This window comes from Ornithinimicrobium faecis (genome assembly GCF_023923225.1).
GTDB lineage: Bacteria > Actinomycetota > Actinomycetes > Actinomycetales > Dermatophilaceae > Ornithinicoccus > Ornithinicoccus faecis.
The window spans coordinates 4568914-4583165 of sequence record NZ_CP099489.1 but is presented as its reverse complement, the minus strand read 5'-3'; the positions used below and the strand labels follow the sequence as shown (position 1 = coordinate 4583165).

The 14252-nt window shown below is 70.8% G+C and carries 9 protein-coding genes; 4 read left to right on the top strand and 5 right to left on the bottom strand.

Going from position 1 to position 14252, the window contains the following annotated elements; genetic code table 11:
- Positions 1 to 10 precede the first annotated feature (10 nt).
- The gene (locus tag NF556_RS21145) at positions 11 to 1966 is read right to left on the bottom strand and encodes a glycosyltransferase family A protein (protein WP_252593354.1); all 1956 of its coding nucleotides are present in this window, start codon (positions 1964 to 1966) and stop codon (positions 11 to 13) included.
- Between the two features lie 120 nt (positions 1967 to 2086).
- On the opposite strand from NF556_RS21145, the gene NF556_RS21140 reads away from it, so the two are divergent.
- The gene (locus tag NF556_RS21140; RefSeq protein WP_252593352.1) at positions 2087 to 2479 is read left to right on the top strand and encodes a hypothetical protein; all 393 of its coding nucleotides are present in this window, start codon (positions 2087 to 2089) and stop codon (positions 2477 to 2479) included.
- Positions 2476 to 5505, top strand: coding sequence for a glycosyltransferase (locus NF556_RS21135; RefSeq protein WP_252593350.1), 3030 nt, complete (start codon positions 2476 to 2478; stop codon positions 5503 to 5505). The genes NF556_RS21140 and NF556_RS21135 overlap by 4 nt, the downstream gene beginning before the upstream one ends.
- Positions 5506 to 5634: 129 nt before the next feature.
- On the opposite strand, the gene NF556_RS21130 is transcribed toward NF556_RS21135, so the two are convergent.
- Complete coding sequence (locus NF556_RS21130; protein ID WP_252593348.1) at positions 5635 to 6885, bottom strand: hypothetical protein; 1251 nt, start codon at positions 6883 to 6885, stop codon at positions 5635 to 5637.
- Positions 6882 to 8537 carry a hypothetical protein gene (locus tag NF556_RS21125; protein WP_252593346.1) on the bottom strand — a complete coding sequence of 552 codons (1656 nt, stop codon included), beginning with the start codon at positions 8535 to 8537 and terminating at the stop codon, positions 6882 to 6884. Before NF556_RS21125 ends, NF556_RS21130 begins: the two co-directional genes overlap by 4 nt.
- A gap of 88 nt (positions 8538 to 8625) precedes the next feature.
- Here NF556_RS21125 and NF556_RS21120 point away from each other — a divergent pair, with 88 nt between their 5' ends.
- Together NF556_RS21120 and NF556_RS21115 are read left to right on the top strand one after the other, a co-directional pair.
- On the top strand, positions 8626 to 9828 hold the full coding sequence (locus NF556_RS21120; protein ID WP_252593345.1) for an ATP-grasp fold amidoligase family protein: 1203 nt from the start codon (positions 8626 to 8628) through the stop codon (positions 9826 to 9828).
- Positions 9825 to 11009: an ATP-grasp fold amidoligase family protein gene (locus tag NF556_RS21115; RefSeq protein WP_252593343.1), complete on the top strand. Its 1185-nt coding sequence runs from the start codon at positions 9825 to 9827 to the stop codon at positions 11007 to 11009. Before NF556_RS21120 ends, NF556_RS21115 begins: the two co-directional genes overlap by 4 nt.
- A gap of 264 nt (positions 11010 to 11273) precedes the next feature.
- Here NF556_RS21115 and NF556_RS21110 read toward each other — a convergent pair whose 3' ends face one another.
- Positions 11274 to 11894 (bottom strand): hypothetical protein, encoded by a 621-nt coding sequence (locus NF556_RS21110; RefSeq protein WP_252593340.1) that lies wholly within the window; start codon positions 11892 to 11894, stop codon positions 11274 to 11276.
- Positions 11894 to 14131 carry a glycosyltransferase gene (locus NF556_RS21105; protein WP_252593339.1) on the bottom strand — a complete coding sequence of 746 codons (2238 nt, stop codon included), beginning with the start codon at positions 14129 to 14131 and terminating at the stop codon, positions 11894 to 11896. The genes NF556_RS21110 and NF556_RS21105 overlap by 1 nt, the downstream gene beginning before the upstream one ends.
- Positions 14132 to 14252: the final 121 nt, after the last annotated feature.

Genomic DNA, 14252 nt, shown 5'->3' with positions numbered 1-14252 from the left:
CCACGCCTTGTCATGGACTGATGAGGCCCGGCACCAGATCCTCCAGGGCCGAACGCTCAGCGTCAGCCAACCCGGGCTCGGCCACCCAGCGTGGCGCGGTGCCCCAGGCGGACCGACACACGTCCCCGACCTCGAGCAGGTCAACCGCGAGGCCTGAAACGTCCGGCTCGAGCACCGCGGGTGACAGCCGCACCTCCACGCGGGAGACCTCCAGGCGCACGGGCTGGGCCCCGGCCAGGAGCAGGACGGCGGGGTCGAGCACGACGAGCCGCTCCACGACCACCGGCTCCAACCGGGTCAGCGGCACCAACTGGCCCGCCGACGCGACGATGCGGTCGAACCAGACGTCGTGCATCTCCGCGCGCTTGCGTTGCGGCGGCGTCGGTGACTCCAGGTGCCACAGGCCCACCCGTGGCAGGGCAGCGGTCGGGTCCTCCGGCAGCCCGTCCATCTCACGCCACAACCGCGCCCCCACCTCAGCCGACTTTCTCGTCGCAGCGGACTCTGCGGCAGAGGTCGGGTCGCCGGACAGGTCACCCAGATAGGCCACCGGCACGGACTCCCACGTCGGGGCGTGCGGCAGACCTCGCAGAAATGAACGAGGAACGGGAAAGCTCAGGTCGTCGCGACGGTGCGCCGCCCGATAGCTTCCCTTGAAGACCAGCCGTTCCGGTGTGGACCACTGATAGGTGAAATCACCGCGCGACAGTGTGCCCGTGCGCAGTCGGGTGATCGCGAGTGGCGTCCCGGTGTCCAGGACGGGACCGACGCGAGAGGTGACGCGCTCGGCATACTCAGAGTCGGCGCCCTTGCGGATCGGCGCGAACGGCCCGATCGCCTCGATGACCGACCGTCGCAGCAGCAGGCTCGAGGCGTTGTCGCGCAGGGAGCGATAGCCGAACCACTGGTGGGTCAGGTCGTCCTTGGCCCGCACTGCCTGGCTGCGGCTTGCCGGGGCCGCGTCGTCGTCAAGGAGCAGCCGGACCTGCTGCTCAAGCCGTCTCGGGTGGGACCAGTCGTCGGCGTCCTGAAAGGTGATGAACTCACCCCGAGCCTGCTCCAGGGCCGCGTTGCGCCCCAGATAGCTGCCGCCGTTGCGCTCCATGCGCACGAGCCGGGCGCGCTCGTCTGAGGCGACCGCCCGGGCAAAGATCTCCTCGTGGCCCGCTCCGGAGGCGTCGTCGACCACCAGGATCTCCAGGTCGCCCCACGTCTGGTTGCTGATCGAGGCGATCGAGGTGAGCAGCCCCTCGTCGGGCTGGAAGCAGGGCATGATCACGGTCACCAGTGGCCCCGACGTCACCGTGCCGCCCAGCGCAGGGTCGGTGCTGAGCCGGTCGAAAAGGTGGTCGGCCGTCCCCTCGACGCGTGGCGTCTCCAGACCGGCGTGCCGGAAGCGCGCGCCCAGCAGCTCCACCCAGCGCGCATGGTCCTGGGCAGGCACCGGGTCACCGGACAGGTGGGGGTTGGTCAGGTCGGTCTCCAGATCGAGCCGTATGCCGTCGGGCAGCTTGGGCAGGTCGCTCACCACCTCCCGGAGGACCTGGTGGCGACCGGACAGGAAGAGCGCCTGGCCCACGGCCTGGTGGTGGATCGGGGAGAGAGTCGGCAGTGCGCCGCCGGCTCGCAGCTCCAGATAGAGGTCGGTGGCCAGGTGCAGGTCCTCGACCGACCGGCCCATCCCGGCCAGCGCGAGAGCGAGCGCGGCGAGCTCGCGGGCGCGGTCGGGCAGCAGGCGGGGCCCGGTCGCGGCCCGCAGCTGGGCCAGGGTCAGGGCGCCACCGGTCCCCGCCAGGGCAAGGGCATCCAGGACGACGGGCGACTTCGAGCGCAGGGTCAGGTGGGCCAGGGCGTCGGGGTGCTCCGCGCTGTGCCACAGCTGCCAGGCGGTGCGATAGCCGGGCTGGTCCTGCGGCGGGGAGGGCAGGCGTGGCGCTGGCACCGTGGCGGCGGATGCGTCGGGCATGCTCGTCTCCCTCGGTGGGTTGTGCGGGCACCCGAAACGTTACGCGGTAGCGTGCTGGCGACACGATCAGGCTCGCGGCAGGTCCCGCCCGAGGCTGCCGACGAGGCCGAGGAGGACGCGATGAGATCCACGTTCGTGCTGGCGGGTGCCGCCCTGGCCGCAGTCCTCACCGTGGTGGCCGTGGTCGGAGCGCTCCAGGAGTGGTGGTGGCTGGTCGTCGGGGCCGCGATGCTGCTGCTGAGCGCCGTGCTGATCGTGGCGATGGATGCCGACCGCCGGGTGCGTGGCCTGCGTCCCTATATCCGCGCTGAGGTCGCGCGCGGCGCTGCGGTCCCCACCTCCGCCGCCACCCCGCCGACTGTCTCCGACGCTGACATCACAGGCGCCGTGCGGGTTCTGCAGGCGCAATACACCGGCCGGCTGGACCGCATGCAGACCTCGGTCGACGAGGCCCTCGCACAACTGCGGTCCCAGGGCGAGAGCGCCCGGGAGCCCAGGGACGACCAGGAGTGACCGCAGGACCGCGCCCGACCGCGGGGCCGGTGGTGGCCACCCGCGATCAGGTGGCCCGGGACCACACGGGGTTTGCGCTGCGCAACCCCGGTGCCCTGGTGTCGACGGCGCTGCGGACCAAGTCAGTGCACGCCCGAGAGGTCCTGGCCGAGCTGGCCTGGCCCGGGCACGGTCGCGACGAGGTGGAGGACTGGGCGCGCAGCGGTGCGCCGTGGCCGGCCCTGGTGGAGGGGATGGACCCCTCCTGGGTCGGGTCCTACGGGCAGGTGCTCGCCCTGCAGACCGGCCTGCCGGACGAGCGTGCCGCTGGCCGCGCCGCGATCGAGGCGGTCGTGGCCGCGGGCCACACCGACGCGCTGCCCGAGAGGGTGACCGAGCTGCTGCTCCAGCTCCGCGTGGCCGACCGTGATGCGACGGCCGCGCGGGAGCTGGTCGCCCACCCGGCGGTCCGCGAGCCGATGTCAGAGGCGGTCACCACGGACCTGGCCAACCCGGCTCTCTTCGCGGACGGCACCTCGACACTTGGCTGGCTGGGGGCACTGGAGCGAGCCCTGGGCAGTGAGGGCATGGCGCCGCTCGCGCTGCTGCCGGACCCGGGTGGGGAGAGCACGGTCTTTGACCGCTTGTCAGCTCCGGGTGCCTCGAGGGTCGCCGCGACCCACCTGGTCACAGTGTTGATGAGTTCGTTTCGTCCCGGCCCCCCGCTGCTCACCGCCCTGCGGTCCCTGATCGAGCAGACGTGGGACAACCTGGAGATCCTCGTCGTCGACGACGCGTCGGGGTCGGAGTTTGCCGAGCTGTTGGCTCAGGCGGAGCGCCTTGACCCTCGCATCCGGGTGATCCGCAAGGCGGTCAATGGCGGCACCTACCGGGCCCGCAACACCGGCCTGCGGCAGGCCCGCGGCGACTTCTTCACGGTGCTCGACTCCGACGACTGGCTGCACCCGCAGGCGATCGAGGTCGGGGTGGCCACCATGCTGGCGCAGCCCGGCACGATGGCGACCCGAGGCCAGGGGGTCCGGGTCAGCGAGCAGCTCGAGCTCAACCGGCCCGGCTATCTGCCCCGTGTCACCTCGGCTCCGTCGCTGCTGGTGCGCACGCACCCGGTCCTGGACCGGATCGGCTATTTCGACCCGACCAGCAAGAGCGCCGACACCGAGTTTGCCCGCCGCATCCAGGCCGCCTTCGGCGAGCACGCGGTGCACGACCTGCCGGTGGTGGTCACCTTCCTGCGCGGTGGCGACACGCTCTCCTCCAGCGAGTTCTCTCGCGGGTGGCGCCACAGCGCGCGGCACGCCTACAAGTGCGCCTACACCCCGTGGCACCAGCGCATCGCCAGCGGTGAGGAGGCCGACAGCTTCGTCGATCCCGGGGCGCCGCGCCGCTTCCCCGAGCCGCGCCGGTGGGCCAAGCCGCTGGCGCCCGACCTCACGGCGCAGCGGCACATCGACCTGTGCCTGGCCGGTGACTGGCGCAGGTGGGGCGGCCCGCAGGCCTCGATGATGGAGGAGATTGCCGCCGCCCGGGCGGGCGGCCTGACCGTGGCGATCATGCACCTGGAGGCCTTCCGGTTCATGACCGTGAAGGACTTTCCGCTGTGCGATCCGGTCACCGAGCTGGTCAACAGTGGTGCCGTGGAGTGGATCCACCCGGACGACGACGTGGACGTCGACGTGCTGATGATCCGTTATCCCCCGATCCTGCAATACCCCCCGCTGCCAGGACGTCGCACCCTGCGGGCGCAGCACGTCCTGATCATGGCCAACCAGGCTCCGCTGGAGCCGGACGGCTCCGACCAGCGTTATGTCGTGAGCGACGTGACCGACCGCACCCGGGAGCTCTTCGGGCAGGACCCGGTGTGGGTGCCGCAGGGACCGGTCATCCGGCGCGTGCTGCTGGAGCAGGATCCTGAGCTGGCGCTCACCCCGTGGGACAACCCCGGCCTGATCGACGTGGATGCCTGGACCGTGCGCGAGCACGCGGCCCCCGGCCGTGACGGCGCACCGGTCGTCGTGGGGCGCTACTCGCGCGACAACGTCATCAAGTTTGCTCCCACTCTCGCCGACATCCATCGCGGCTATGACTTCCCGGCCGGCTATGAGGTCCGGATGATGGGGGCGCAGAACACCCTGGCCAAGCTCCTCCGGGCTCAGGAACAGACACTGGAGGATCTGCCCGACAACTGGGTCGTGCTGCGACACAAGAAGATTGACGTCGTGGAGTTCCTCGGGGAGCTCGACTTCTTCCTCTATCTCGACAACCCGGCGATGCACGAGGCCTTCGGGCGCACGATCCTGGAGGCCGCGGCCAGCGGTGTCCTGACGATCGCGCACCCCAAGCACGAGCCGGTCTTCGGCGACACCATCGACTACGCCCTGCCAGGGGAGGCCCAGGGCCTGATCGCCGCCTATGTCGCCGACCCACAGTTGTATGCCGATCGCGTCACCAGATCTCGGGCCCGGGTCCAGGAGCGCTTCGGGCACCAGGGTTTTGTGGCCCGGATCAGGGCGCTGCTGCGACCGGAGCCGACGCAGGTCGCGACCGTGGAGACCACGGTCGAGGGGCAAGGGGAGGAAGGGCACCGGGTCACGCGTCAGGTTCCACTGAGGTCAGCTGCCGACGCGAGCCGCGCGGACCACCTCAGGGTCGTGCACGTGCCAGGCGCTGAGGAGGTGGTGGCGCAGTGGCTCGGGGAGCAGTTGGCGCTGCACCCGGGGGACAGCCTCCCTGATGCCCTCCTGGCGACCGCGCCACCTGCGGTGAGCAGCGTGGTGACAACGCGTGACGGGTTGGTGCACACCGCAACCCGGGCCCACGGCATACGGTCCGTCCACGAGCAGCAAGACCTGGCGGCCTCCCCTGTGACTCGCGAGGCGCAGGGAGGCCTCTCCGCGATCACGCTCCCCCAGGGCTGGGCTGCTAGTGAGGCCTGGTCCGTCGCTGACCCAGCGGTCAGTGCTGGGCCGGGGACGCCACCGTCGGATCAGCCGACGGGGCAGGCCGAGCTGGGGCGATATCAGTCGTAGACGGGGTCAGGTCGGCACGCAGTTCATCGAGCGGAACGCGGGTGCCATCGTCGTCCGCCTTCGCCTGTCGGTAGGCGGCGAGGTCCTGGACCATCTCGATCTCGTCATGCGTTCGCATGTCGCCACAGGTTAGGCCACGTCCAGCTCGGCGGCCAGCCGGTTGACCAACAGTCCCTTGGTGCGCTGCTCGGCTGGGAGGCTGAGCATGATCTCCAGCAGCCTCCGGTCGTTGAAGGGCAGCAGGACCCGGTGGGCGAGGTCGCCCTCGAGATAGTCCTGACCCAGTTGCTCCCACGACTGCAGATCCACGACGTCGGCGCCGGCAGCGTGCAGCTCGACGGTGTCACGGGGCAGGGTGTGCCGGGCAAAGGCACTGGCCAGCGACGTGCCCTGCGGGAATGTGCGGCGATAGGCGACCGAGAACGAGTCCCCCCAGGGAGGCACGACCGCGCGGACCACCCGGTGGGCGATGCCGAGCTCGTGGGACACGCGACTGGCCTCGAACAGTTCGTTGGCCTGATCCTGGCCCGTGCGGGCGGACTCGGTGGCGAAGGAGGTGAAGGTGTAGCCGCCGTCGCGCCGGTGCGGCAGATAGGCCGCCAGGACCGCACGGCTGGCGGGGGCAGTCGTCAGGGGCAACCCGGGACGGCCCAGGTCGGAGAGCAGCCGCGTGTGGGCCACGACGCGTTTGCGGAACTCGGCATAGGCAGCCGCCAGGTCCGTCGTCGGGGCCCCCTGCCCGGGCGGGTCGGTGTCGGGCCAGGGATAGAAACGACGCACGGTCACCTCGCCGGTGCCCGTCACGTGAAGCAGCGAGTTCGTCGGCAGCGCAGTGCTGTCGGGCACGAGGGCGGCGTAGGATCCGATCGTCCGGGCGTCGGGGGAGTGCCACACCCGCTGGCTCGCCAGGGCATCGGTGAGGACCGTGCAGGAACCGTCGGGACTGTGCCGAAAGAGGGTCCAGCTCCCCCCGAGATAGGCGGCGCGCCGGATCAGGGCCTGGGTGCTCTGAGCTGCCAGCTCGGAGAGCTCGTCGGTCAGGCGCTGCGGGGAGACGTTGCCGGTGTCCACGTCGACGGCGCGGCCGACGAGCACGACCGCACCCCCGGTGCTGACCGGGCTGGCGGTGATCCGGGCCCTCGCGTGATAGACGAAGCCACTGATCGTGCGGGTGCGCCACCCCGCAACCTCCGGGGGGCGAGGCACCCCCGGAGCCCGCACCAGATAGCCGTGACCGAACGCGAGGTTGCCAGAGTCCGCCTGCGTCGTGTGGGACTGCTCGCGTGCACGCACCGTGGCGACCCGCTGCTGGACGCTCTCCTCGACCTGATCCCGCAGCCGGCCCACGCGCCGGGTGACGCGGGCGGGCAGCGAGCTCACGGCATACCTCGTCTGTGCTCGGACACCCGATCCAGGGCCGTGCGGATCCGGGGCCGCACATGGGGACGGGCCGCCACCAGGTCACGCCAGGTGATCGGCTCCGGGGCGGGGGCTGATGGGCCGGCGCGCAGGTGCGGGGGCAGCCGGGCGTCGTTGAGCATCGGCACCGTCGCCAGCATGGCCTGCAGGAGCACCTTGTCGGCGCGTTGCTGATAGGGCAGGGACTGCATGATCTCGATCAGACCGCGGGAGTTGAACGGCATCAGCATGCGGTGGGAGAAGTCGCCGTCCTGGTATTTCTGATAGCCCCACTTGCCCATCCGCTGCTCCCAGTAGAAGACATCGTGGTAGTCGTAGCCACCGATCGCCGACTGGCTGAACTGCGCGTAGTCGAGATAGTCGGCGAAGGCGTCGTGGGCCATCTGCTCGGGCAGGTCGTGGCGAGCCGTGACGATCTCCAGCAGCCGCTGCGGGGTGATCGGCACCCCCGGGCGGGCGGCATAGAAGGTCGTGCCCAGCTCGGCGCCGATGGACTGCAGGTGGATCACGTCGTGCGGCAGGTCGGCCCACATGGCGTGCGCTGCACCGGTGGACCCGCGCCGCACGGGATAGGTCCGGTCATAGATCTGCGCGAACACGCTGCCCTTGGCTGGTTGCCGCCAGCGGAGCACGCGGTGTTGCACGCCGACCGCGTTGGACAGCGCGTTGGCGGTGAAGACATCCAGGGGCGCACCCTCACCGACCAGTCCGTCGCGGGGGTTGTAGTAGGTGAACGTGAAGGAGTCGCGGTGCAGGTGAGGCAGGGCGGCAGCCAGCGTCGTCCGGCTGTCCAGACCGCCGGTCAGACTGACGATCGGCCGGTTGATGCTGCACAACAACTGGGTGTGCTCGCGGAAGTAGTCGATGAACTCGCGGGTGACCCGTTCGGTGTCGGTGATCTCGACCCGGTCCTGGAAGGGCCAGAACCGCTCGTGCGAGACCTCGGCGCTGGTGTCCCGCAAGCGGATCCGCAACAGGTGGTTCGGGACCAGGGGCAACACCTGCTCGTGGGTGGTCATCGTGCCGGGCAGGAAGACCACGCCCTTGCGCCGTGCCGCGCGCAGGTCCTGCAGCATCTGCTCGGCGGCCTCGTCCGGCCCCGCGCCGGTTGCTGCGGCGACGAGTGCCGGCTGCGAGCCCAGCGCGATGCCGGCGGAGGTGGAATAGAAGACGGCCTGGGTCGCCTGGCAGTCCGGCACCACCGTGATGTCGGCGGGGGCCGGACTGTCGGCCGGTGCGCTGGCCTCGAGGATGGCCGTCCACCGACCACCGAGGTAGGCCAGGTAACGCACGACCGCGGACAGACCGCCCGATGCCCACACATCGAGCGCGGTCTCCCCGATCCTTGTGCCGTCCACCGTGCCGGTGTCGACGTCGACCGGGTCGCCGAGCAGCACGATGCGACCGGGCCCGTGGTCGCGGATCACCGTGTGCAGCCGGGCTCGCGGGTGCAGGTGATAACTCAGCGACCCCAGGCGGTGGACCGGCCATCCCGCCACCAGGTCGGGCGCGCTCGCACGGGTCCCACCCAGCACCAGATAGCCGCAGCCAAAGGCGCCGTCGACCACGGCCTGGTCACGGTCGTCACGGCCTGCTCCGGCGTGCTCGATCACTGATGCGCCTCTCTGTGCTGTCCCTGCGTCAAGAGTAGGCTGCGGGACGCTGACAGGTTGAGGTGCCGCGCGGGGACAAGGAGGGACGATGGCTTCTGCACGACGGAGCGCACTGGTGCGACGTCTTCCGGGCATCGGGTGGCGCGCTGACCTGCTCGAGCGGCGGGCCGGGCAGGTCGCAGATCTGCGGGGCCGGTTGGCCGCTGCGACGCAGGACGCAGCAGCAGCGCAGGCCGAGGTCTCGTCGCTGCAGGAGGAGCTCGGGCGGGTCAGCCGTGAGCGAGATGAGATGCGCGCTGCCGAGCAGGCCATCCCCGGCTGCTCGTTCCTGAGGCACCTGCAGGAGTTGCGACGCGGTGCCGCGCCGCTGCGCGCCCTGGACCCCGACCGGCACCACCCGGCGATGCAGATCCCCCGCAAACTGCGCAACTATCGGCTGGCGGCCAGCCACGGCGTCCCGGTCCCGCAGGTGTATGCCGTGTGGTCCCGGCTGGAGGAGATCGACCTGTCCGGCCTCCCGGACGAGTTCGTGCTCAAGGGCGAGATCGGGTCCAGCGGCAAGGGCGTCTTCCCGTTGCGACGGGTCGACGCCGAGCGGTTCCAGCTGGTGGGGGGCGAGGAGACCTACACCCGGGACTCCCTGGTCGACCTCCTGACCGGCCACCCCTCGGTGTGGGGCCCCTACTTCGCGGAGGAGTTCCTGACCCAACGCGTGGCCGGTGAACAGATCCCGGACGACGTGAAGATCTATGCCTGCTATGGCCAGGTGCTGATGGTCATGCTGCGGCAGATGCCGCTGCACGCGGATCTGAGCACGGCCCGCTATCGCTATCTGGACGCTCAGGGGCGCGACCTCGGCAGCGATGCGGCTCCAGACCGCACCGTGCACTCCTCGATCCCAGCGCCCGAACCGTTTGCGGACTTTGTCCGGCTCGCTGAGCACCTGTCACGAGCCGTTGCGCTGCCGTTCATCCGGGTCGATGTCTATGACACGACCCGGGGGCCGGTCCTCGGCGAGCTCACCCGCAGCCCGGGCGGCAGCCAGCGCTATCGCAACGATCTCGATGCGGCATGGGGCCTGGCCTGGGACGAGGCTCAGTGGCGGCTGGAGCTGGACGTCGTGGACGGTCGCCCCCTGCGCAACCTGCATGGTCTGCACCCCATCCCGGACTACTACCCCGCCTCACACCAGTCGAACCAGCCCGACCCCAAGGGCTGGGAGGTGGTCACCGCCGACTGCGCCCAGTGGTGTCATGGCGGTCACCTGCCGGGCACGGTGCCGGGGGCATGACCGGCCGCTCGGTCCGCGGGATCCTGCGCCGGCTCCCGGTCCTCGGGCCGGTCGCCAGACGCGCGCGCCAGGCGGTGCACGCCGAGGAACTGATCGCGGCACGGGACGACAAGATCGGCCGCCTGCGCCGACAGGTGGCCAAGGAGACCGCGGCGCGCAAACGGGCGCAGGAGCAGCTCGCCATCGATCGTCCCGAGCGCCTCGACAGCACCCCGCCGTCGTTTCGACGCAACCTGCTCGAGCTGCGCCGCAACATCGACGTGCTGCGTCCGCACGACCCCGAGGCCTTCCATCCAGCCCTGCAGATCCCCCGCAAGCTGCGCAACTATCGGTTGGCGGCCAGTCACGGTGTCGCCGTGCCAGACATCCTCGGCGTGTGGGCCCGCGCACGGGACATCGACCTGTCCGACCTGCCCGAGGTGTTTGTGCTGAAGTCGGACGTGGGGGCCGGCGGCAACGGGGTGTTCCCGCTGCGCCGCGTCGAGGCAGACCGCTATGCCGTGATCGGTGGTGACGAGGTCCTGTCCACCGCGGACCTGCAAGAGCGCCTGGCCACGCGGAAGTCGGCCGGGGCGCCCTTCTTTGCCGAGCGCTTCCTGCAGCAGCGAGTGCCGGCCGAGGAGATCCCCGACGACGTGAAGATCTACGCGCACTATGGCCAGGTCACCATGGTGATGGTGCGCCAGATGCCGGTGCACGCCAACCTCGACCATGCCCGTTATCGCTACACCGACGCTCGCGGCCAGGACCTGGGAGAAGACATCGCATCCGGCGCGAGGGTCGACCTGTCGATCCCGCTGCCGGAGCCACTGGGTGACTTCATCCGTGTTGCCGAGCACCTCTCCAAGGCGCTCGCGGTGCCGTTCATCCGGGTCGACATCTATGACACCGTCGACGGCCCGGTGCTGGGCGAGCTGACCCGCGCTCCCGGCGGCAAGCAGCGCTATCGCCGGGATCACGACATCGCGATGGGCCGGGCCTGGGACGAGGCGCGGTGGCGGCTGGACCTGGACGTCATCGACGGCCGTCCGCTGCGCAACCTGCACGGTCTGCACCTGGCGACCAACCACTATCCAGAGGGGCACCGGTCCCGTCAGGAGGACCCCCGCGGCTGGGAGGTCGTCACCGCCGACTGTGCCCAGTGGTGCTTCGGTGGCCACCTGCCGCCGGCTCAGGGCTGAGGCGGGTCGTCAGCCCACCGCAGCGCCTGATCGAGGGCCACGCCCGTCAGCGCCCGTCCGGGTGTGCACCCAAACAGGCGACGTCGACCCAGCTTGTGTATAAGTGCTGGTCAGGGCGTTGCGTTGGTGCGAGTGTCCCCACTTCGCCTGTTTGGCTGCACGGCGTGAGCGGTGGCTCAGGGGGTCGCGGGACCCAGGTGCCCACGGCGTGAGCGGTGGCTCAGGGGGTCGCGGGACCCAGGTGCCCACGGCGTGAGCGGTGGCTCAGGGGGTCGCGGGGCCCAGGCTGTGCAGATAGGTCAGTGTCAGCGGGTGCTCCGGGCCAAACTCGAGCAGGGCGGCCGCGCGATAGTTGCGGCGGATCGCCTGATAGCGGCGGGTGAGATAGGCGTCCCACCCGCTCTCGTCGCGCAGGTGTGACTCGCTGTCCCACTGCTCCCGGCTCAGGACCAGCTCGACCGGCCACCCGAACTCACGGACCGCGGAGAAGTGGTCGCCGTCGATGATCAGCACCGGCCGGAACCCACCGGTCAGCAGCTGCTCCTGACCGATCTCCTCCAGCCGCTGCTCCATCAGGTCGGCGGGCGTGCCGACGAGGGAGAGCACGACGACGGGCACGTTGTCCAGACCCTCGCCGGCGAGCAGGTTGCCGCCGTCGACGAAGACGGTGCCGCCGATGCCCTCCAGATCCATGTCGAAGGCGCGGGACACGGCAGTGCGGGCCAACTGGTTGCCGCGCAGCGAGGACGCCACTTTCAGTGCCGCCGCCTCGGCCCGCGGCACCCGGCGGGCGCGGCGCACGAGGGCCAGGGCCAGCCGTTCCGCGGACATCCCGGAGCCGGACTTGCCGGAGCCGGACGTGCCTGAGCTGGGTGTGCCTGCCATCAGAGCCGCCCTCTCGCCTGCTCGGTGAGGAACTGCGCCGCCGCTCGTGCGCCATTGCCCGGGTCGGCTTCCTGGGCCTGGGCCGCCATGGCGGTGCCGCGCTCGAGCAGATCCTCCAACAGCGGGGTCGTGGTGTCGACGCCGAGCTGGGGGAGCTGGTGGGCCCACCCGCGGTCCGCGGCGAACCGGGCCCGAGCCTCCTGGTCGTCCAGCGAGGTCTCGGTGTTGGGGACGAACAGGGTCGGCACGCCCATCCGCAGCAACTCGTGGAAGGAGTTGTAGCCCGAGGCGCTGATCACCACGTCAAAGGCGGCATAGCGGCGCGAGAGGGGATAGTCACGCACCAGGTGGATGTCCTCACCGGCAGCGGCCCCCGCGGAGGCGATGTCGGGCACGGTGACACACACCCCGACCCCCAGACCGGACAGGGCGTGGATCGCAGCACCGACGTCGGAGGCGGTGTCGTTGATGTTGCCAGCGCCCAGGGACACCAGCGCCAGCGGCCCGTCGGCGGGCAGTCCGAGCGCCTCGCGCGCCTGCGCCCGCGGCTCCAACTCGTCGGGGTCGAGCAGGGTCACCGGTCCCACCCGGTGCGACGGAGCCTCGGCGGTGACGCCCCGGTCATAGTCGGCGGCCAGGTCACCCGGCTCCAGCACGCTGTCGAACCAGGCGGTCTTGGCCAACTGCTCGGTGTTGCGTCCCTCGCGCCACATGCCGCGGCGCGACCACACCCAGTGCGCCTGCGGATGAGCGGCCCGGATCTCCTCCATGCCGCCATAGGGCCAGGTCCCGTCGAAGACCACGACGTCCGGGTCGAACCGGTTGAGCGCATCCCCCACGCGGTCGGCAAAGATCGGCCGCCACCGGCCGGGCGGCATCGCGAGCGCCTTGGCACTGGGCAGGTATTCATAGCTCAGCCCCAGCCGCCCCGCCAGTGGCGCCGCCTGCGACAGCGAGACGATGTGCGCCCGCGTGCCCTCCTCCAGCCGCGTCGCATAGGAGAAGAGCCGGGTCAGATGACCCATCCCCGCACCGTTGCTGGACATCAGCAGGATCCGCGGACCCCCGGAGCGACGACCACCCGCCGTATGCCGAGGCGCCCGTGCCGCGGACTCCTCACCTGGGGCCTGGGTTGACTGGGTGGGAGTCAACGGGGTCTGGGTTGTCTGAGCAGGGGGGCCGATCAGTGCGGCAACGCGCTCGACGTGCGCCGCATAGCTGAACCGTTCGCGCACCAGGGCGCGGGCGCGGTCACGCTGGGCGACGTAGGCCGGTCGGTTGGCCCGCAGTCCCTCGACCACCTCGCGCACCTGGGCGGGCTCGGCATACACCGCTGCCTCTCCAAAGAGCGCCCGGAAGTGCGGCGGCAGGACGGCGACCGCTCCGGCCGCCAGGGCCTCCAGGATGGTGCGGCCAAAGGCCTCCACCCACTGGGGGTCGTGGTAGTAGACGAAGAAGTCCAGGCTCTGCAGGAAGGTCTGGGGGCTCAGCTCGCCGAACTCGGTGACCGTCCACGCCTTCGGGATCCCGCGCAGCGGTCGCTCGACCGGGTCGGCGCCGCCCAGGACCCGCACGTCCCAGGATCCGTCCACGGGATAGACCGCCTTGAGGGTGGCCGCGTCACGCGGCCACTTCTGGGCGGAGGGGCGGCTGTGCCGACCGATCACCGGGCGGTCCCCGGCCCACTCCTCACGGGGGGCCGACGGCGCCCAGGCGTCCACATCGATGATGTTGACCCAGTCCGTCTCCATCAGGCGCCCACCGGGCACCACGTCCTTGATCTCGTCCCGCACCAGGGGACCGATCGGGGCCCACTGCGGATCCAGCCCCAGGGCCTGGCGAGCCGCACGATCGGCCAGCCCCACGTCATACACACTCTTGCCTCGAGCGTCCTGCGGACCGGAGTTGGCCAGGATCACCGCGTGCTCCGCGCTGATCGGCGGCAACTGGTCGGCGGCCGCCTGCAGCACGCCGGCGTGCCGGAAGACGACGAGGCGGGCGGTCACCGGGGCCGACCCGATGAGCAGACTGGCAGCACCCGCCCGGACCAGGCCCGCAATGGCCGGGTTGACCGGGCCGACGCGGGCGACGAGGGGACCATTGAGGTGGACCAGGCCGACACGATAGCCCGAGCCGTGCAGCGCCTCGATCTCGGCGGCGATGCTGTGTGACGTGCCTCCGGGGAAGCGGAGATCGGAGACGAGGAGCACGTCCACGTCACGGCTGGTTCGGCTCATGGTCTGCACATCCTGCCACGCAACGGCAGCCCCGGCCCGGAAGCCTCGGAGGCGGGACGGGGCACGTGAGATGGAATACATCCGTCGCGCAGCGGTGTTGGACACAGCTCTTCGACCCCAT

Coding starts and splice junctions, on each gene's coding strand:
- NF556_RS21140 (WP_252593352.1), top strand. CDS start 2,087: ATGAGATCCACGTTCGTGCTGGCGGGTGCCGCCCTGGCCGCAGTCCTC.
- NF556_RS21145 (WP_252593354.1), bottom strand. CDS start 1,966: ATGCCCGACGCATCCGCCGCCACGGTGCCAGCGCCACGCCTGCCCTCC.
- NF556_RS21115 (WP_252593343.1), top strand. CDS start 9,825: ATGACCGGCCGCTCGGTCCGCGGGATCCTGCGCCGGCTCCCGGTCCTC.
- NF556_RS21110 (WP_252593340.1), bottom strand. CDS start 11,894: ATGGCAGGCACACCCAGCTCAGGCACGTCCGGCTCCGGCAAGTCCGGC.
- NF556_RS21120 (WP_252593345.1), top strand. CDS start 8,626: ATGGCTTCTGCACGACGGAGCGCACTGGTGCGACGTCTTCCGGGCATC.
- NF556_RS21105 (WP_252593339.1), bottom strand. CDS start 14,131: ATGAGCCGAACCAGCCGTGACGTGGACGTGCTCCTCGTCTCCGATCTC.